The 19946-nt window shown below is 33.4% G+C and carries 18 protein-coding genes, 1 other RNA gene and 1 pseudogene; 7 read left to right on the forward strand and 13 right to left on the reverse strand.

Annotation, left to right across the window (positions count from 1 at the left end; genetic code table 11):
* Positions 1–38: 38 nt before the first annotated feature.
* Positions 39–518, forward strand: coding sequence for a helix-turn-helix transcriptional regulator (locus AABM59_RS08670; RefSeq protein WP_338408571.1), 480 nt, complete (start codon positions 39–41; stop codon positions 516–518).
* On the opposite strand, the gene AABM59_RS08675 is transcribed toward AABM59_RS08670, so the two are convergent.
* Entirely contained in the window at positions 519–1076 is a 558-nt protein-coding gene (locus AABM59_RS08675) for a 1-acyl-sn-glycerol-3-phosphate acyltransferase (RefSeq protein ID WP_338408572.1), read from the reverse strand.
* A 58-nt stretch (positions 1077–1134) separates the two neighbouring features.
* Here AABM59_RS08675 and AABM59_RS08680 point away from each other — a divergent pair, with 58 nt between their 5' ends.
* Positions 1135–1290, forward strand: coding sequence for a hypothetical protein (locus AABM59_RS08680; RefSeq protein WP_338408573.1), 156 nt, complete (start codon positions 1135–1137; stop codon positions 1288–1290).
* Between the two features lie 83 nt (positions 1291–1373).
* Here the strand turns inward: AABM59_RS08680 and AABM59_RS08685 are convergent, their stop codons facing one another.
* The 4 genes from AABM59_RS08685 to AABM59_RS08700 all read right to left on the reverse strand — a co-directional run bounded on the left by AABM59_RS08685 (position 1374) and on the right by AABM59_RS08700 (position 6354).
* Positions 1374–2771 (reverse strand): pitrilysin family protein, encoded by a 1398-nt coding sequence (locus AABM59_RS08685; protein WP_338408574.1) that lies wholly within the window; start codon positions 2769–2771, stop codon positions 1374–1376.
* Positions 2772–2778: 7 nt separating this feature from the next.
* The gene (locus AABM59_RS08690) at positions 2779–4089 is read right to left on the reverse strand and encodes a pitrilysin family protein (protein ID WP_338408575.1); all 1311 of its coding nucleotides are present in this window, start codon (positions 4087–4089) and stop codon (positions 2779–2781) included.
* A gap of 45 nt (positions 4090–4134) precedes the next feature.
* A complete protein-coding gene (gene kdsB, locus AABM59_RS08695; RefSeq protein ID WP_338408576.1) occupies positions 4135–4863 on the reverse strand; it encodes a 3-deoxy-manno-octulosonate cytidylyltransferase in 729 nt (242 codons plus the stop codon).
* Between the two features lie 69 nt (positions 4864–4932).
* Entirely contained in the window at positions 4933–6354 is a 1422-nt protein-coding gene (locus AABM59_RS08700) for an AAA family ATPase (RefSeq protein ID WP_338408577.1), read from the reverse strand.
* Between the two features lie 158 nt (positions 6355–6512).
* Between AABM59_RS08700 and AABM59_RS08705 the strand changes: the two genes are divergently transcribed.
* The gene (locus AABM59_RS08705) at positions 6513–7331 is read left to right on the forward strand and encodes a DUF3822 family protein (RefSeq protein WP_338408578.1); all 819 of its coding nucleotides are present in this window, start codon (positions 6513–6515) and stop codon (positions 7329–7331) included.
* Positions 7328–7924 carry an RsmD family RNA methyltransferase gene (locus tag AABM59_RS08710; protein ID WP_338408579.1) on the forward strand — a complete coding sequence of 199 codons (597 nt, stop codon included), beginning with the start codon at positions 7328–7330 and terminating at the stop codon, positions 7922–7924. The genes AABM59_RS08705 and AABM59_RS08710 overlap by 4 nt, the downstream gene beginning before the upstream one ends.
* An 88-nt stretch (positions 7925–8012) precedes the next feature.
* Here the strand turns inward: AABM59_RS08710 and rnpB are convergent.
* An RNA gene (rnpB, locus tag AABM59_RS08715) (RNase P RNA component class A) lies at positions 8013–8323 on the reverse strand.
* Between the two features lie 117 nt (positions 8324–8440).
* On the opposite strand from rnpB, the gene AABM59_RS08720 reads away from it, so the two are divergent.
* From AABM59_RS08720 to AABM59_RS08730, 3 genes are all read left to right on the forward strand, one after another.
* Positions 8441–8740, forward strand: a complete 300-nt coding sequence (locus AABM59_RS08720; protein ID WP_338408580.1) for a hypothetical protein — start codon at positions 8441–8443, stop codon at positions 8738–8740.
* A 243-nt stretch (positions 8741–8983) separates the two neighbouring features.
* Positions 8984–10069, forward strand: coding sequence for a DNA polymerase III subunit gamma/tau (dnaX, locus tag AABM59_RS08725; protein ID WP_338408581.1), 1086 nt, complete (start codon positions 8984–8986; stop codon positions 10067–10069).
* Between the two features lie 314 nt (positions 10070–10383).
* Positions 10384–10722 carry a DNA polymerase III gene (locus tag AABM59_RS08730; RefSeq protein WP_338408582.1) on the forward strand — a complete coding sequence of 113 codons (339 nt, stop codon included), beginning with the start codon at positions 10384–10386 and terminating at the stop codon, positions 10720–10722.
* A gap of 133 nt (positions 10723–10855) precedes the next feature.
* Here AABM59_RS08730 and AABM59_RS08735 read toward each other — a convergent pair whose 3' ends face one another.
* The 7 genes and pseudogenes from AABM59_RS08735 to lon form a co-directional block, all read right to left on the reverse strand.
* A complete protein-coding gene (locus tag AABM59_RS08735) occupies positions 10856–11746 on the reverse strand; it encodes an exopolyphosphatase (RefSeq protein WP_338408583.1) in 891 nt (296 codons plus the stop codon).
* Positions 11747–11819: 73 nt separating this feature from the next.
* The gene (gene ppk1, locus AABM59_RS08740; RefSeq protein ID WP_338408584.1) at positions 11820–13889 is read right to left on the reverse strand and encodes a polyphosphate kinase 1; all 2070 of its coding nucleotides are present in this window, start codon (positions 13887–13889) and stop codon (positions 11820–11822) included.
* Between the two features lie 5 nt (positions 13890–13894).
* Positions 13895–14380 (reverse strand): histidine phosphatase family protein, encoded by a 486-nt coding sequence (locus AABM59_RS08745; RefSeq protein WP_338408585.1) that lies wholly within the window; start codon positions 14378–14380, stop codon positions 13895–13897.
* 212 nt (positions 14381–14592) lie between these two features.
* Positions 14593–14939 (reverse strand): annotated as a pseudogene (gene tnpA / locus AABM59_RS08750) (IS200/IS605 family transposase); the annotation flags it as partial.
* A 487-nt stretch (positions 14940–15426) separates the two neighbouring features.
* Positions 15427–16104 carry a (d)CMP kinase gene (gene cmk, locus AABM59_RS08755; protein ID WP_338408586.1) on the reverse strand — a complete coding sequence of 226 codons (678 nt, stop codon included), beginning with the start codon at positions 16102–16104 and terminating at the stop codon, positions 15427–15429.
* Positions 16105–16141: 37 nt separating this feature from the next.
* The gene (gene porQ / locus AABM59_RS08760) at positions 16142–17164 is read right to left on the reverse strand and encodes a type IX secretion system protein PorQ (protein ID WP_338408587.1); all 1023 of its coding nucleotides are present in this window, start codon (positions 17162–17164) and stop codon (positions 16142–16144) included.
* Between the two features lie 159 nt (positions 17165–17323).
* Positions 17324–19774 carry an endopeptidase La gene (lon, locus tag AABM59_RS08765; RefSeq protein WP_338408588.1) on the reverse strand — a complete coding sequence of 817 codons (2451 nt, stop codon included), beginning with the start codon at positions 19772–19774 and terminating at the stop codon, positions 17324–17326.
* Positions 19775–19946 lie beyond the last annotated feature (172 nt).

A 19946-nucleotide genomic window follows, 5' to 3' on the forward strand; every position in this document is an offset into this window, starting at 1 on the left:
TACATTTGTAACTCTATTATTTTAAATCATAATTTACAATGGTAAACACAGACGATTTCATAAAAAGATTAGAAATTATATTCGATTATTACAGTGTAAACGCTTCCGGATTTGCCGATAAAATTGGAGTACAGCGTTCTAGTTTGTCTCATCTACTTTCTGGTAGAAACAAGCCGAGCTTGGATTTTATATTAAAAATCATTGAGGTTTTTCCAGACGTGGATTTGTATTGGATTTTAAATGGCAAAGGAACTTTTCCTAAATCGGAAAATAAAATTGCTGCAACTGTTCCAACTCCTACTCCAACTTTTGACAATCCAGTTTTAGAAACCAAGATTGAAAAGACAGCAGATTTGTTTTCAGAAAAAATTGCAGAACCAAAAATTAAGGTTGAGGAAAATTTTATAAATACTATTACAAATTCGGATGGTGTTTCAATCCAGAAGAATAGCTCTGAAATTGACCGAATCGTATTTTTTTATAAAAATGGAACTTTTCGAACCTATTCCTCTGAATAATTATTTTTCGGGAGTAAAACTATATTCAGAAACTTTTCCTATTGCACCTTCAAAATGGTTCAATAAAATTTTTAAGTCATTTTTATAATCTGAGGTCGGATAAAAAGGTCTGCCAATTTTCACCTCTTTACTACTAAAATCAAATGCAATAGGAATTATTGGAACATTTGCTTTCAAAGCAATGTAATAAAAGCCCGTTTTTAATTCCGTAACTTTTTTCCTGGTTCCTTCGGGAGCAATGGCAAGTCTAAACTCCTTATGGTTTTTAAATATTTTTGCAATCGCTTCTACTTTGTTCAAACTTCCAGATCTATCAATTGGAGCGCCACCCATCCAACGAAAATAATATCCAAGAGGAAAACCAAATAATTCTTTTTTTCCAATGAAATTCATTTTATAACCCGTAATCCCTCTTGTAAATATCCCCAAATAGAAATCATGCCAGCTCGTATGAGGTAAAACCATCAGCACACATTTTTTGACGTTTTCATCAATAGTGCCTTCAATTTTCCAACCCATTAATTTATACAATATAAATTCGTATATATATTTTTTCATTTGATACATTTTTGTAAAATTAGCACTTATCTCCTGTTTTTGGAAAAAATATTTCTTAATGTTCAAAAAGTTCCTAAGTTATTTTATTCCTCTCAACACCTTCAAACAAAAATCCACTGTCAACAAAACATTGGAAGTTACTTTGGAAAATGGTAAATTAGTTTTGGATAGTGGAAATGCTATTATTCTTATGGAAGTTTGCAGCGTATTTTAAGAAAATGATTCGTAACTATTTAGTAGCAAATGATTGGATAAATTTTTTAACGAAAAAAAGGGAGACAAGCCCCCATTTTAGTATTAAAACATCTTATTGATATCATCCTTAATTTCTACCTCGATAACTTTGCCATATTTCTCAGCAATCTTTTTGATGTCTTCTGATTTACCTATCAATACAAATTGTAATTTATCCTTAGGAAAATAGTTCTCAATAATTTGGTTGGCTTTAGCCAAATCCAATCCATCTACATTTTTTTCAAAATTTTCGATAAATGATTTGTCAAAATTATACCAAAACATTTGTGACAACAAACCAGCTAATTGTTCATTAGTTTCATAACGAGGAGGAAATTGGCCTTTGACATAATTTTTAGCAGAGCTCAACGAATTTTTATCAATTCCTTTGGTGTGTAATTTATTTAATACATCCAAAGCCTTGTCAATAGCTGCTTCAGTCGTTTTAACGGCCGTGAAAGTGCTAATGTAAAAAGAACCACCATTCTTTAAATTATTAAATCTACTGCCCGCTCCATATGTTAAACCAGAATTTACTCTAAGCTCATCATTTAACATCGAGGTAAAACGACCTCCAAAAAGTGTGTTAACTACTTCGATAGCAACATAATCAGGGTTGTTTCTACTCACACCGGGGGAACCTATGTAGAAAGTAGTTTCCTTTGCATCTTCTTTATTAACTAATAAAACGCTACTTTCTTTAGGACTAGAAATTGATTTTGAGGCTAGGTTTTCCGTTTTTATTTTGGACTTATCCCAACTAGAAAATAACTTTGTAATTGTTGCTTTTATTTCTTTACTAGAAAAATCTCCTACAAGACAAATTACAGCTTCATTGGATTTGTAATTTGTTTTGTAAAAATCCTTAATATCATTCACTGTCAATTTGCTTACCGTGGTTTTAGTACCATTTTTAACATTGCCATATACGTGATTTCCGAACAATAGTGTATCAAAATAAGCTCCAATTACAGATCGTGGACTTTCTTTTTGTTGCCCTAGTGTAACTAACAAACGACTTTTTTCTTTTTCGAATTCGTCGGTATCAAAAATAGGATTTAGTAAAACTTCTTTTATGATTTTTAGTACTTTTGTTTTATCCTTTGATGCAAAATTGGAAGAAAGACCAAAATATTCCTTGGTTGCATAAGTATCTATATTGGCGCCAATAAAGTCTAACTCTTCATCTAATTTTGCTTTCGGGTAATTTTCAGTACCGTGTTTGAGAGCAATCGCGGTTAATGAAGCTAATCCTGCTTTATCATTGTCATAAATTGCACCAGCGGGCAGAATTACCGAAACACTAATAATAGGCACATCGTGCTGCTCCATTAAGGAAACGGTAAGCCCATTTGGTAATTTAAACGTAGTATAATTGGGTAGTATAAAGCTTTGCGCCGAGAGATTAATGGTTGAAATCAATAAGCTTAACAACAGGATTTTTTTAATACTATTTTTCATAACTTTATTATTCTACATTAGTTTTTAATACCCCTACAGTTCTGTTGCTCTTTGTTAAATATTTTTGAGCTACTTTTTGTACATCGGCTACGGTAACCTTATTATAATTAGCCGGAGCATCAAACATTTTTTTATAATTCCCAAAAAACACTTCGTAAGTTCCTATGTTATTTGATTTTCCATTAATGGTTTCTACTTGATTGTAGAACTCCATTAGTTTTTGATTTTTGATTTTTTGAAGCTCGTTTTCGGTAATTCCTTCTTTTTTTACTTTTTCAATCTCTACATAAATAGCCTCTTCTAAATCGGCTTCATTTACATCTTTATTAGCGACAGCATATACATTAAAAAGATAAGGATCTAAAGTATCACCATAATCCGTTTGAATCTGTGTGGCTAGTTCATTTTGATCTACGAGTGAAGCATACAAACGGGAGGAGTTTCCACTAGAAAGTATTGAACTCAGAATATTCAAGGCATAATAATCTTCATTTTTAGAATTTGGAGTGTGATATCCAATCATTATATACGGTGTTTCCACTTCCTTTTTTACGGTAATTCTTCTTTCTCCATTTTGAACCGGTTCAACTATATGGACGACTGGAGGAACTGGTTGTACAGGAATGGACTCCAAATATTTCTTAGCAAATTCCTTTACTTTTTCAAATTTTATTGCCCCAGAAACCACAACTACACAATTGTTTGGAGCATAATAAGTTTTAAAATAAAGTTCCAAATCTTGTTGGGTCCAATTTTTCATATCATCTTCATACCCAATTACAGGCCAATGATACGGATGTTCCTGAAAAGCTGTTGCTTGAACAGATTCTGATAAAAGCCGCCAAGGCGAGTTTTCAAGACCAGTACGTCGTTCACTCAAAACGACTCCTCTTTCACTTTCGACCATCTTTGGATCAATACTTAAACTTGAAATTCGATCACCTTCAAGATCAAACATAATTTCTGCTGAAGCTGATGGAAACCAATCAGTATAAACCGTTACATTTTCAGTTGTATAGGCATTATTAGCTCCTCCATGAAATTCCATTGTTCTGTCAAATTGTTTTGGACCATATTTGCTGGCTCCATTAAACATCATATGCTCAAAAAAATGAGAAAGACCAGTAATTCCCTGATGCTCATTTCGGCTTCCTACTTTGTAAAACAAGTACATATTAGCATTTGGAATAGAAAAATCTTCTACTACTAAAAACTTCATTCCATTTGTTAAAGTGAACGATTTTACATCGTCTACTTTCATTTGTGCATTCCCCAGATAGGTCAGCAAAAGAATAAACAGGAGCGTTATTTTTTTCATGTGATTTTAATTATCGTGTTAAAATTAATAAAAATATTTTAATATTTATTGAAACATTCTCCTCGCCTTTTCCAAATCTTCTGGTGTGTCGATGCCAATGCTTTTATCTGCTGTTTCGACCATTTTGATGCGTTTTCCAAATTCTAAATAACGCAACTGCTCCAGTTTTTCGGAGGCTTCCAATGATTTCATCGGCAAACTGTAGAAATCCAAAAGGGCTTGTTTCCTGAAAGCATAAATCCCAATGTGCTGCATATAGCGAACGCCCACGTTTACCGTTCTCGGATATGGAATCACCGAACGGGAAAAGTATAATGCAAAACCATTTTGGTCTACCACTACTTTCACATTATTGGGATTATTGATTTCGGCTTCATCGGTAATCTCAAACATTAATGAAGCTAAATCGACTTTGTTTTCGGTGTCATTTTTATAAATTGAAATCAGTTTTTCCAAAGCTGCTGTGTTAATAAACGGTTCGTCGCCTTGTACATTGACCACTATATCTACCTCCATATTCTCGACAGCTTCGGTAATTCTATCGCTTCCTGATTCGTGTTCCTTGATACTCATTATGGCTTTGCCTCCATTGGAAACAATTTCATCAAAAATTAAATCGGAATCTGTAACCACAAAAACAGCATCAAAAAGATGGGATTTTTGTGCGGCTTCATAAGTTCTTAAAATCACTGTTTTTCCTCCCAAATCCTGCATCAATTTGGCAGGAAATCTTGTTGAGGCGTAACGTGCGGGAATGAATGCTATTATTTTCATTTTGTATATTTTATTTTCCACCAGAACAAAGTTGCAATTTTTTATTTTTTTAACCTATAAATATAAAATTTATTCCACAAAATTATCATCCTTAAAACCTATCAAATACAACTTATTTTTGGCTCTCGTCATCGCCGTATACAACCATCGAATGTAATCTCTGTTGATGCCATCAGGCAAATACGGCTGCTCAATAAACACCGTATTCCATTGTCCTCCTTGCGATTTGTGACAGGTTATGGCATACGAAAACTTGACTTGTAATCCATTAAAATACTCGTTGGCTTTCACTTTTTGGAATTTTTTAAACTTGGTTTCTCCTTCATAATCTTTCAAAACTTCTTGATACAATCGGTTGGATTCTTCGTAGCTCAAGGATGGTGATTCGCTTTTTATGGTGTCTAATAATAGGACGGTTTCAAATGGAATCTGATTGGGATAATCGACCATTCGTATTTTTACTTTGGCAAAATTAAAACCGTATAATTCTTTAATATTGAAAATTTCCAAAACTTCGATGATGTCACCATTGGCAATAAAACCGGCTTCATCGGAATCTTTCAACCAGAAATAATTATTTTTTACGACCATCAAGAAATCTCCAGTGGATAATTCGTTTTCCTTGTCCAATATTTTAGAGCGAATTTGCTCATTGTATTGATTGGCTCTTTTATTCGATCTAACGATGAAGGCTGTGTCCTCAATACTATAATTACTGTAAGCCGAATTAATGGCATCCTGAATGTCGTAACCATCCGTCAAACGGACAATGTCCTTAAATTTTTTGAGATCAAATTTAAATTCGTCGATAAAAGAATCCTTCAACAACTCCCGAAGTTCCGTGGCATTATACAAAATTCCGGAGTTTTCTTCTTGACGCATTACTTCGTCCAGTTCGATATGTTCAACTTCTTTATTGTAATTCAATCCCAAAGTTTGAATGTCCAAAGCAGGACTAATATCCAAATTTACGGGCGGTAATTGGGCCGTATCTCCCAAAAAAATCATCTTGCAATTGGTTCCAGAATAGACATAGGAAATCAAATCATCGAGCAAAGAACCGTTTTCATATAACTTAGAATCAGAATTCGTATCCGATATCATAGAAGCTTCATCAACGATAAAAATAGTATTCGTGTGTTTGTTTTGTTGCAAAGTAAAAGAAACGCCACCTCCCGAAGATTTCTTTGGAAAATAGATTTTCTTGTGAATGGTAAAAGCGGGCTTGTTCGAATAATTAGCAATCACCTTAGCCGCACGACCCGTTGGCGCCAGCAAAACATACTTTTTATTAATGTCTAATAGATTATTTACGATAGTCGAAATTACCGTCGTTTTTCCCGTTCCTGCATACCCTTTTAATACAAAAATAGTATTGTTATCAGTTTCAGTTAAAAAAATAGCAATTTTTTGAAAAAATATATCCTGTTTGTACGTTGGCGTAAAAGGGAATTTTTTTCGTAAAAGGCTATAAAACAGGGAGGAATTCATTTAGTGTTATTTGACTGCAAAGTAAGGAAAGAATTTCAATATCAATTACAATAGCAATGGCAATTTTCAATTGTTAAACTGAATTTTTTATATTGATATTGTTATTGATTTTTGCCTTTGCCATTGCTATTGAATATTTAATTTGTAAGTTTGCAACTATGTCGATTAACGCTACCATTACCGATAAAAAATACAAAAAACTCTCGCTTCAAGTTTCCTTGACTGGACTTTCTTTTTGTGTTTTTGATACTTTGAATAACAAGATACTTTTTGTAAAGGAAGTGCATTTTGACAGCTTTCATAAAGCCAGAAAAATTGAGGAATTGTTTGCCGATGCTTTCAATGACAATCCGGAATTAAATGATTCTTATGACGAGATATTGGTCATTCATAACAATAATCTTTCAACCTTTGTACCTGAACCGCTTTTTGATGAGCACTTCTTAGGAAGTTATTTGCAATACAATACCAAAGTTTTCGATACCGATTTTTTTGCTTTCGACGAAATTCCGAATTACCAGTTGAATGCGGTTTACATTCCGTATGTGAATATCAATAATTTTTTTATTGATCAATTCGGCTCTTTTGATTACAAACATACCAATAGCGTTTTGGTCACAAAGCTTTTAGATGTCTCCAAAAATAATGACGACAAGAAGATGATTGTAAACTTCAATCCGGGTCATTTTGAGATTATTGTAGTCCAAAACCAGAAATTACATTTGTTCAATTCTTTCGATTATCAAACACCGGAAGATTTTCTTTACTATTTACTTTTCACTGCCGAACAATTGAATATGAATCCCGAGAATTTCAAATTGGAATTACTGGGAACTATAGTCGAAGAGGATGATTTTTATAAAATGGCTTTCCAATATATTCGGAATGTATCTTTTTTAGATGTTTCCGATTTACAAAAAAACAACACTTTTTCAACTGCCCAAAATCAGAAACATTTTATCTTGTTCCAATCGTGAGAATCATTTCAGGTAAATACAAAGGAAGACGCATTTTTCCTCCCAAAGGACTTCCTGTTCGTCCCACAACCGATATGAGTAAAGAAGCATTATTCAATGTTTTAAACAATCATTTTAGTTTTGAAGGCTTAAAAATATTGGACTTATTTGCGGGAACGGGAAATATCAGTTTCGAATTTGCCTCTCGCGGCAGCACTCCAATTACCTCAGTTGATGCTGATTTTGGTTGCGTTAAATTCATTAAACAAGTTGCTACCGAATACGACTTTAACATTGCGGCTACTAAGAGTGATGTCTTTACTTTTTTGGAAAGAAATAAAGCTACTTACGACATCATTTTTGCCGATCCTCCTTATGCATTAGACCAGAAAACCTTCGATAAAATTGTCTTGCTGATATTCGAAAAAGACACGCTTCAAGAAGATGGAATGATGATTATTGAGCATTCAAAATACACAAAACTAGACCATTTGATTCACTTTTCTTTCAAGAAAACCTATGGAGGCTCTATCTTTAGCTTTTTTGAAATTGGAAAAACAAATGAAGTAGAGATTGACGATGAAGAATTGTTTTTGGAATCAGAAGAAGAATAATTTTAGACAGCCCTATTCAAAAAAAATATTAGCCATAGATTCACAGATTTTAAAAATGATTAAAAATATGTGAATCTGTGGTTTAATAAAAAAATGCAGACCTATAAGCCGGGTTCTGTCCACGCCGGAGCGTGGCCTTATCATTTATCTAGGCACGCAATTACTCACGTGCTCCATCTTTCTACCCTTCGACAACGGGCGAGAACCCTTAAATGCCGATATACTTGAAATTTCACCGCATAGAGTTTACCTGGTTTCACTACAGCATTACCTGTACCTGCTTTCTGTTGCACTTGTCCTAATCCAATTTCTTGAACCGACGGGCGTTACCCGCTATGTTTCTCTGTGGTGTCCGGACTTTCCTCCTCGATAAATCGAGGCGATAAGGCGGTCTGCAGTGCAAATTTACTACAATTAATTCTGTTTCCTATTTTAGTCGCTTCACTTTAACAACTATTTCACAACTACTTAATAATAATATAGTTACCTTTAAGTATTAACTGTAAATCATATATTATGAAACCTATCTATCATTATGCCTCCGTTTCCGTAGCTTTAGAAGAGCTCAGAAAAAATGGCTTTATAAAGGATTTTAATCTTCCGGATGAACACATTAAAACAAATCCACATCTATATAAAATTCTCCATATTTACCGTTACGAAGGCAATACTGATCCTGGAGATGAAGCTGTAGTTTATGGTATACAATCTTCTTCTGGCGAAAAAGGAGTTTTTGTGGCGGGATATTCGGCAAATTCAAATAGTGACGTTATTCAGGTTTTGAATGAAATAAGTATTAAAAATAGAGTTCTATAAGTAATCATTCTAGTATTTTATTTTTTTTAGGAGCTTTATCCTGCTCTACGCTTCAATCTTTCTTTAATTGTCAATAAGTCTTTCGACTGCGCTCAAGATGACAATTAAAAAAAGGATTTCCACTTCGATCAGGGCTATGACATTTCGTTATTAACAAACTCTTGATAAATTATAAAATCTTTCAATCCATAAATTTTTGAGTCTTTGAATTAAAAACTATATTTGCTTTCGAAGAAAAATTCTATGGAACAATTTGTAGTATCGGCACGTAAATATCGTCCACAAACATTTAATGATGTTGTGGGACAAAAAGCCATTACCAATACTTTATTGCACGCCATAGAAAGCAATCACCTTGCCTCTGCCCTATTGTTTACCGGTCCTCGAGGCGTTGGGAAAACGACTTGCGCCCGGATTCTTGCTCGCAAAATCAATCAACCCGGTTACGACGACCCGAATGAAGATTTTGCTTTCAATGTTTTCGAATTGGACGCCGCGTCAAACAATTCCGTGGACGACATCAGGAGTTTGATTGACCAAGTTCGCATTCCGCCACAAACCGGAAAATACAAGGTTTATATTATTGACGAGGTACATATGTTGTCTTCGGCAGCTTTTAATGCTTTTTTGAAAACATTAGAAGAACCACCAAAACACGCCATTTTTATATTGGCAACGACCGAAAAACACAAGATAATTCCAACGATACTTTCTCGTTGCCAGATATTTGATTTCAAACGAATCTCCGTAAAAGACGCCAAAGAACATCTTGCCGAAGTCGCTGCCAGCCAAGGCGTAATTTGCGAAGACGATGCTTTGCATATTATTGCCCAAAAAGCTGATGGCGCGATGCGAGATGCTTTGTCTATTTTTGACCGAGTAGTTTCGTATTGTGGAAATAATTTAACGCGACAAGCGGTTACCGAAAACCTGAATGTGCTGGATTATGAAACCTATATAACAGTAACGGATTTGGTTTTGGAAAACAAAATCCCAGAATTACTGATTGCTTTCAACGATATTCTTGCCAAAGGTTTTGATGCCCACCATTTTGTATCTGGACTGGCTACACATTTCAGAGATTTATTGGTGTCAAAAACGCCTTCTACATTATCCTTACTGGAAGTGGGCGAACAAGCCCAGAAGTTATATGGAATTCAATCCCAAAAAGCTTCTCAAGAGTTTTTATTGAAAGGAATTGAAATTGCCAACGACTGTGATTTGAAATACAAAGTAAGCCAGAACCAGCGATTGCTCGTTGAACTTTGCTTAATGCAATTAGCCTCCATCACCTTTGATGGAGAAAAAAAAAAGTTGACCAATTTATAATTACACCCACTTATTTTAGAAGAACTGATTATTCGATTGTTGAAAAAGTCAATGGCAATATCAATGGCTATGGCAATAAAAAAATTGAAATTAAAAATGTTGAAGAACCAAAAGTTGAATTAGAAAATCCCGTACCTAACAATTCAGTTATAACCCCAAACCCCAAATCACAAACCACAAAGCTTTCTGAGGAACCAAAAGTTTCAGCATTTTCTATTTCGAGTATTCGTGCCAAAAGAGAATTACAGGAAAGTACAAAGGGATTTATAAAAGAGGAAATTCATCTTCCTACGGAAATATTTACAGAAAACGAAATGTTGTTGCAATGGAACAAATACGCCCAACGATTGGGAGATAAAGGACACAAAATAATGGAATCCCTTTTATTAATAAGTGATCCAAAATTAGAAGGAACTACTATTATTCATGAATTACCCAACGATGGTTCTAAGATTGATTTCGAAACGGAATTGTCTGGACTTTTGGGCTATTTGAAAGGACACTTACACAATCACAATATTATAATTAAAGTTATAGTAAATGAAGTTTTGGAAAATAAATTTGCTTTTACAGCTTTAGACAAATACAATAGATTGAATGAAATAAACCCTAATTTAGAGTTGTTGAGAAAAACTTTCGATTTGGATATTTAAACCTTGAATACATTCGACTTCCTTTAATTTTAAAAAAATACCGCAGATTCACTGATTTTTTTTATGACTTAACTAAAAAAACACGATACTACGGTACTAATTATTTAACACTTTCAGAATATCATCTTTTTGATTAGATCTTCCCGTAATACATTGCCTTCACAATTCCGTCGGAAAGACCAATTTTTGGGACATAAATATTTCTGGCACCACTCCATTTCATTGCGTTGAGGTAGATTTGTGTTGCCGGAATAATTACATCGGCACGATCAGGATTTAATCCTAATTCCGATATTCTTTGTTCGTAAGTGAGTGCGTTTAACAATGCATATTGCGAATTCAAATAAATAAATGACAAGGGCTTGTCTTGGAGTTTTCCAGACATTTTAAACAACTTATTGATGTTACCTCCAGAGCCTATAAGTATAACTTCGTCATATTCTAGAGTATTTGTTCTAATCCAATTTTCCATTTCTTGCCAAACAATATCACTCACCATTTCGTTTAATAATCGAACGGTTCCTGCTTTGAATGATTTTGAAATAACAATTTTTCCATTGGAAAAAAGTGAAAATTCGGTGCTTCCACCTCCAACATCCATATAAAGATAGGTGTTATCTGTTTTCAATAAATGGTGTAAATCTGTCGAAGCTATTATTACCGCTTCTTTTTTACCATCAATAATTTCAATTTTAATATCGGCTTCTCTCTTGATAATAGCAACAACTTCGAAAGCATTATTAGCTTCGCGCATCGCCGATGTAGCAAAAGCCATATATTTTTCGACTTTGTGTACTTTCATCAAAAGGCTAAATGCTTTCATGGCATCAGTCATTCTTTCGATATTTTCTTGAGAAATTTCACCAACAGTAAAGGAATCTTGCCCTAAACGAATTGGAACACGAACTAAGGCATTTTTATTGAATTGAGCTACTTTTGAATCCTGTTCGACGATATTTGTAATTAACAAACGCATAGCATTTGAACCTATATCAATCGCGGCATATTTTTTAATTCTAATCATATCCTAGGTGATTCCTCTACTATATTTTATTTGGTTAATTGGAATATTGAATGATATTGTAATTTATAAACTACTAAATACCGTTTTCAAACTGTTCCAACTTATTTTGATAATATTTATAGGTTTCTAATTGTGCCCTGAAAATGGGTTGGTTATTTCTAGTTCTATATTTATTATCCATCTTTTCAGAAAGTATTCGAGCTTTTACATTTCCTTTCCAACCTAAATTAAAATTATCAATCAATTCATTTTTAATTTCTTGGTCATAAATTGGGCAAGTAACTTCTACTCTTCCATCGAGGTTTCTAGTCATAAAATCGGCCGATGAAATATAAACATCTGTATTTCCAGCATTGCCGAAAATATAGATTCTGGAGTGTTCCAGATAGCTATCTACTATGCTAATAGCTTCGATATTTTCGCTCATTCCAGGAACACCTGGAATCAAAGAGCATATTCCTCTTACTTCTAGTTGTATTTTAACTCCAGCATTACTGGCATCATATAGTTTATCAATCATTTCAAAATCAGACAAACTATTCATTTTTAGTTTTATGAATGCTTCTTTGCCTTCTATCGAATTAGCGATTTCTCTTTCGATTAATTTGTAAAATCGGAAACGTGTATAATGTGGAGAAACAATAAGATGTTTGTAGCGGTATAATCGATAATTGATTTCGAAAAATTCAAAAATTTTAGAAATATCCTTTAGAATTTGTTGGTGACTCGTAAATAGAGTGACATCGGTATAAATTTTGGCTGTTACTTCATTAAAATTTCCGGTGGAGATAAAGCCATACCGTTTTGTTTTTCCTTCTTCAATTCTTTCGATTACACATACTTTGCTGTGTACTTTTAGCCCTTTTATTCCAAAAATAAGTTCTATACCTTCGGTTTGCATTTGCTCTGCATATGAAATATTAGAGGTTTCATCGAAACGAGCTTGCAATTCGATTTGAACGATTACTTTTTTTCCATTTTTGGCAGCGTTTATAAGAGAACTTATAATTTGAGAATTTTTAGCCAAACGGTATAAGGTAATTTTAATCGAAGTAACCTTTGGATCTAAAGCTGCTTCACGCAAAAACTTGGTTAGATAGGAAAAAGATTGGTAAGGAGCATTTAATAAGTAATCTTTTTTACTGATTTTTTCCAAGATACTTCCTTTAAGATCCAGTCCAGTTATGGGTAACGGAACATTAGTTTTGTATAATAAATCGAACCTTCCAAGATCTGGAAAATTCATATAATCGCGTCTATTATGGTATCTACCGCCTGGGATAATACTGTCTGTTGAAAAAATAAGCATTTTGTCGAGAAAAAAATCGAGAGTGTCTTTTTCGATTAATTGGTCATAAATAAAACGAACTGGTTCGCCAATCCTTCTATCCTTAACACTTGTAGCGATTTTCTCCAACATACTCTTGCTTAAATCACTGTCTATATCTAATTGAGCGTCGCGGGTAATTTTTATCATATGAGCAGATACACTTTCATAGTCAAAAATATTAAAAATACTACTTAAGTTGTGTCGTATAACGTCGTCTAAAAGGATGATGTATTGTTTATTGTCATTTGAAGGCAAGACCACAAAACGGTTAATTGTTTTGGGGATTTCGATCATTGCGTATCGAATTTCTGATTTTTTTTTCATAACCAATTTGACTGCCAAATAGCCAATGGAATCTTTTAACATTGGAAATTCGGCAAGATCATTCAAGATAATCGTTACTAGTTCAGGACTCAGCTTTTGAATAAAAAAGTCTTTCAAAAAAACCTCCTGTTCCTCAGAAATATCATTTTCGTTTATAATAAAAATATTTTCAGTTTTTAATTTTTTTTCAATTACACTTAATATTCTCAAACTTTCGGATTGTTGTTGAATAACAATTTCGATGATCTCTTTCAATAATTGATTAGCCGAAATACCGCCAAGCAATTTTTCGCCAGATATTCCGGATAAACTCAATCGTCTGATTGCTGCAAATCGAACTCTGAAAAATTCATCTAAATTATTGGAAAAAATGCCTAGAAAACGTAACCTGTCTAGAAGTGGAACTGAATTGTCAGCTGCTTCTTGAAGAACTCTTGCATTAAAGGTTAACCAGCTTTTCTCTCGATCTATATATTTATATTTATGCACTATGATTATATTATTTTTTTTGGAAATATTATTTTTTTTATTTTACCTTTTTTTATCTTTTCCCAACTATCGGTTTCGAATTGTATCGAAACAAATCCAGATGTAGGAACATTAGCAATAAAAATGTCTCCAAATTTATTAACAAAATTTGTAATGGCACCATTATGTCCAAAAAGAATAACACTTTCAAAAACATTACTACATGATTTGATTATTTTTTCCAATTGGTTTTCATCAAAAGTATAAAGTTCCTCTTTAATAATGATGCTATCAATGGGATATAAAATATTTTGGGCAAAGATTATTGCCGTTTCTAAAGCTCTTTTTGCTGGACTTGTCCATATCATGTATGTTGAAGGGAGAGACTTGATACAGTTTACAGCGACAAGATGAGCATCATAAATTCCTTTTCGCTCCAATGGTCGGTCAATATCTTTTAAAGGTGCTTCCCAACTGGATTTTGCATGCCGAATTAATATTATATTTTTCATTTGTAATAATTTTTATTTTCAAGAAGTTATATCAATTCTTGGTTTTTTAAACTACAAATAACTAAAAAAGGAGAACCCCAGAGGCAGAGCGTCGAGGAATCGTATTACTCGAAAGATAGCCGCAGCTTATTTTTGTTAAACGAGTTGCAAACATTCATTTTTTCTCCTTAATTTTCAATGTATTTCTGAATCACATCATCATTCCCTTATTAACCAACCGTATTTACATAATATTCCCTCGTCCAAAAATTACCACCCACAGCTTACTTTTAACTTATGCATGCAATCTGAAAATTTCTTTTGCAGTGATACTTTTACCATCCTAAAAGCAATTTCAACAAAAATCTTTGAAACACTTTGTATCAAAAAATATACGTGATTCTCATCTACCACTATTTCAACAAAATGAATTTCGTAACGATCTAAAATATTTTTACACACTTTAACTAAACTCAGTTCAACCTCCTCAGACAAAAATACTTCTCCGATACTTTGTCGGACAAAATAAATGTTAAAACTACTAGCTATTATTATGCCGTTTAAAAATATATACACTCATCAAACAAATATACTAATCTTTTCCTCGTGAACCCGAGGCTGTCCCAACTCTTTTCATTAAAATCTATCCTTTTGCTTCTTTGACTTTTACAAATTAGAATGCCTTTTTTTTTTAGAAAACACATCTCCAATGTTAAATCTCCAATTGCAGCATAAAGCATTACCGAGGGAATTCCATTTTTCTTCCCTTTTGCTTCTCTACACTAAAAACTGATGAAATATTCTTTATGGCTTCAGATTTTCAAATCTAAATTTGATTGGGTAAAATCTCCTATTTATTGACTAAAATCTCAATGTGGTTTTTTTATTTCAAAGCTTTTAAAACAACTTTAGCGTTAAATTATTTACTAAATACTCTTCTACTTCTTAGCAGAATTTTGCTAATTTAGGTTACTATTTTCCATCTTAAATTATGTGAATGTTTTGTATGGTTTTTGGGGAGCAGCATAATGCAGGGTTAATAAAAAAAAGTAAAAATGAAAAAATAGTTAACTTTTTAAAAATTGTAGTACTTTTTCAAATTGTTCTTGTTTTGAAATATTTGAATTATCAAATTCTAATGCATCTGCCGCCTTTACTAGCGGTGAATCTTCACGATGAGTGTCAATATAATCACGTTCTAAAACATTTTTAAAAACTTCTTCAAAACTAACCTTATCCCCTTTTATAATAAGTTCGTCATAACGTCTTTGCGCACGAGTATTTGCGGTTGCAGTCATAAATATTTTAATATCGGCATCAGGAAATACTACTGTTCCTATATCTCTCCCATCCATCACGATGCCTTTGTTTTTTCCCATTTCCTTTTGTTGTTCAACTAGTTTTAATCGCACTTCTGGTATTTCGGCTACCTTGCTCACAAAATTAGAAACTTCGAGAGTCCGAATTTCCTTTTCCACATTCACACCATTCAAATACATTTCGGCAAAACCCATATCTGGATTGAATTTGAACACTAATTTTATAAACGGCAAACTATTTATAAGCGATTGTTTATCAAAAAAATCTTTGTTAATATAACCATTTTGCATTGCGAACATAGCTACTGCTCGATACATTGCACCAGTGTCAACATAAACGTATCCTAAATGCTTGGCTAATTCCTTTGCCAAGGTGCTTTTCCCAGTAGAGGAGAATCCATCAATTGCTATAGTAATTTTTTTCAAAATATAAAATTTAAAGTTGTAATAATTAGCAAAAAAATTATTCCTGAAAGTTAATGGTTAGACCAAATAAGCTTGTGTTTCCAGCCAAAGTATATCTTGAATAGGAATAATTAAATTTTAATTTATTCAATTTTAATCCAAAACCAACCGAAATTCCGGAGAAATTCCGTTGATCCAAAATTAGTAATTCTTTTGCACGTCTAAAATTATATCCCAATCTAAAATTAAATGTTCTTTTGGGAAAAAGCTCCACTCCAAAAATGGCGTGTTGCAATGCATTTCCGAAAATAGAAGTTTTTTTCTGACTCAAAGTACCATCAAGCGAAGTCTTATCTTGATTGGGATTAGAAAAAGAAACATTCCATTGCTGTAAATTATCAAGGGTAAGATGCCAACGAATAGGAACGTTTTCAAGTTCTTGAGAAACTCCAACCATTATTTCCAATGGTAGTTTTTCAGTAATACTATTATAGGTCGTAAACTGTGTTCCTATATTTCGCACTACAAAAGCCCAATTGACATCATTTTCGTCATCTATAAAAATTGCTCCAATATCAATTGCCCCCCCAAAAGAACTATAACTCTCGAGAGTCGATGAAATTAGTTTTGCATTGGCTCCGATAAAGAGATTCGAATTGGGAACATTAAAAGCATATCCAAAAGAAAGTGCCGTTTCACTTCCAGAAAATTGAGCCGTAGGCTGACCATTTTCGTCATAACCTTCGAATTTTCCGTAATTTACATAATTAATTCCAGCTTGAAAAGTTTGTAAATGACGATCATATGTATAGGCGTAAGAGGCTGTACCATAGGCAACTTCTCCATAATAACTCCCGTAATTGAGTGCTAAATGATTGTCCATATCTGCATTTATTGTCGCCGGATTAAAATGAGCTTGATTAACATCATCGTCATAAATCGTAATCGTTTTTCCTCCCAAAGCGGCTTGTCTTGGTGATGTTACCAAGTTTAGAAACTGATATACATACTTCCCTCCAATTTGACCATAGGATACGGTACAAAACGAAAATAAAAAGAAAAATAAAAGATTCTTTTGCATACTTGAAATAACTATTCTGTATAATAAAACGCAAATGCGAAGATAAAATTATAATGGTATAATTTCCTGTTTTACTTTCGAAGTTTTGGAATAGATTAGTATAAAATAAAAATTCCATCCTAGTAATTCAGGATGGAATAATTTTATAAAATATATTGACTAAACTATTTTTGCGTTTTTCACCTTTTGATCCGTTATGGCAATTTTTAAAACTTCGTTCATTTCCTTGACATAATGAAAAGTAAGCCCTGCAATATATTCTGGTTTTATTTCATCTATATCACTTTTATTTTCATGGCATAAGATAATCTCCTTAATATTGGCTCTTTTCGCTGCCAAAATCTTTTCTTTTATTCCGCCCACTGGCAATACTTTTCCACGCAAGGTGATTTCACCTGTCATTGCCAAACTTTTTTTTACTCTCTTTTGAGTTAGCACTGAAACTAAGGATGTCAACATTGCAATTCCTGCGCTTGGTCCGTCTTTTGGAGTTGCTCCTTCAGGAACGTGTAAATGGATATTGTATTTTGACAACATATCAGGGTTTAAACCCATAGGTGCTGTATTGGCTTTTATGTATTCTAAAGCTATAGTAGCCGATTCTTTCATTACCGTGCCCAAATTTCCTGTGATAGTCATTGCTCCTTTTCCCGGAGAAATTAAGGATTCTATAAAAAGAATATCACCACCAACGCTAGTCCAAGCCAATCCAGTAACAACGCCAGCAACATCATTGCTTTCGTATTTATCTCTTTCCAATCTTGGAACCCCAAGAACTTTCACAATATCTTCGTCAGTTACTTTCTTATTGTACTCCTCCTCCATCGCAATTGATTTTGCAGCATTACGAATCACTTGTGCAATTTTTGCTTCTAAACCACGGACACCAGATTCACGAGTATAACCTTCAACTATTTTTTCCAATTGTTTTTTTCCAAGGATTAAATCCTTGGTATTCAAACCGTGTTCTTTCAATTGTCGTGGTAACAAATGCTGACGGGCAATTTCTACTTTTTCTTCGATCGTATAACCCGACATTCTTATAATCTCCATTCGATCGCGCAATGCAGGTTGAATCTCCGACATATTATTTGAGGTTGCGATGAACATCACTTTCGACAAATCGTAACCCATTTCGAGGAAATTATCATAAAAAGAATTGTTTTGCTCCGGATCCAAAACCTCCAATAATGCTGATGAGGGATCGCCTTGATGACTGTTTGATAATTTATCGATTTCGTCCAAAACAAATACAGGATTCGAAGTTCCTGCCTTTTTCAAACTTTGAATGATTCGTCCTGGCATTGCGCCAATGTAAGTTTTTCGATGACCTCGAATTTCTGCTTCGTCACGCAAACCACCTAGTGATATTCTCACATATTCTCTTCCCAAAGCTTCAGCAACTGATTTTCCAATGGAGGTTTTACCAACACCCGGAGGTCCTGTCAAACAGATAATTGGAGATTTCATATCGTTTCGCAATTTTAAAACTGCCAAATGTTCAATCATTCTTTTCTTGACATCTTCCAATCCAAAGTGATCTCTGTCCAGAATTTTTTGGGCTCGTTTTAAATCAAAATTATCTTTGGAATATTCATTCCAAGGCAATTCTAAAAACAGATCCAAATAATTTCTTTGAATACCAAAATCAGGCGCTTGTGGATTCATTCGACGCATTTTGGATAATTCTTTTTCGAAATGTGCTTGTGTTTTTACGTCCCATTTTTTTGTCTTGGCTTTCAAGCTCATTTCGTCCATTTCCTCTTCTTGCGAAGCGCCACCCAATTCTTCTTGAATGGTTTTCATTTGCTGATGAAGAAAATATTCACGCTGTTGCTGGTCTAAATCAAAACGTACTTTTGATTGAATGTCATTTTTCAATTCGAGTTTTTGTAACTCAAAATTCATATAACGAAGTGTTTCAAGCGCTCGTTCTTTTAAAGTATTGATCGATAATAAATCCTGTTTTTCCTGAACAGATAAGTTCATATTAGAAGTAACAAAATTGATTAAAAACGATTGGCTTTCAATATTTTTGATGGCAAAAGTAGCTTCGCTCGGAATGTTTGGACTTTCCTTTATTATTTGAATTGCTAATTCTTTGATTGAATCAATAATTGCCACAAATTCCGTGTCAATTTTAGTAGGTCTTTTTTCTACGACTTCTTTGATATTTGCCTTAATATATGGTGTTTCAGAAATCACTGAATCGATTCGGAATCGTTTTTTTCCTTGGAGAATAACGGTAATATTTCCGTCAGGCATTTTTAGAACTCTCAAAATTCGAGCAACAGTACCTATATTATGCACATCGTTTTTAGTTGGATCTTCAATTTCTTCATTCTTTTGAGCTACAACACCAATTATCTTTCCAGCTGCATAAGCATCATTAATTAATTTTATAGATTTATCACGACCAGCTGTAATAGGAATAACAACTCCTGGAAATAATACCATGTTGCGCAAAGGCAAAATGGATAGTGAATCCGGCAATTTTTCGTTATTCATTTCCTCCTCGTCTTCAGGAGTCAATAAAGGTATTAAATCTGTTTCAGTATCAAATTCCTGAAGTGACAAATTGTCAAGGGTAAGTATTTTATGATTTGACATATTTTATTTAAGTCTTTTTGTCATTAGATTTATTCATTTTAAAACAAATATAAGTTAGGAACACATCAATATTAATTAAAATCGATGTAAGACACAGTATATATGTTTAAGACTAAAAAGAGACAATCATTGTGCCAAAATTTAACATTAGACAAATTCTGCCATCAATGAA

The sequence above is a fragment of the uncultured Flavobacterium sp. genome, from assembly GCF_963925185.1.
In the GTDB taxonomy this organism is placed as follows: domain Bacteria; phylum Bacteroidota; class Bacteroidia; order Flavobacteriales; family Flavobacteriaceae; genus Flavobacterium.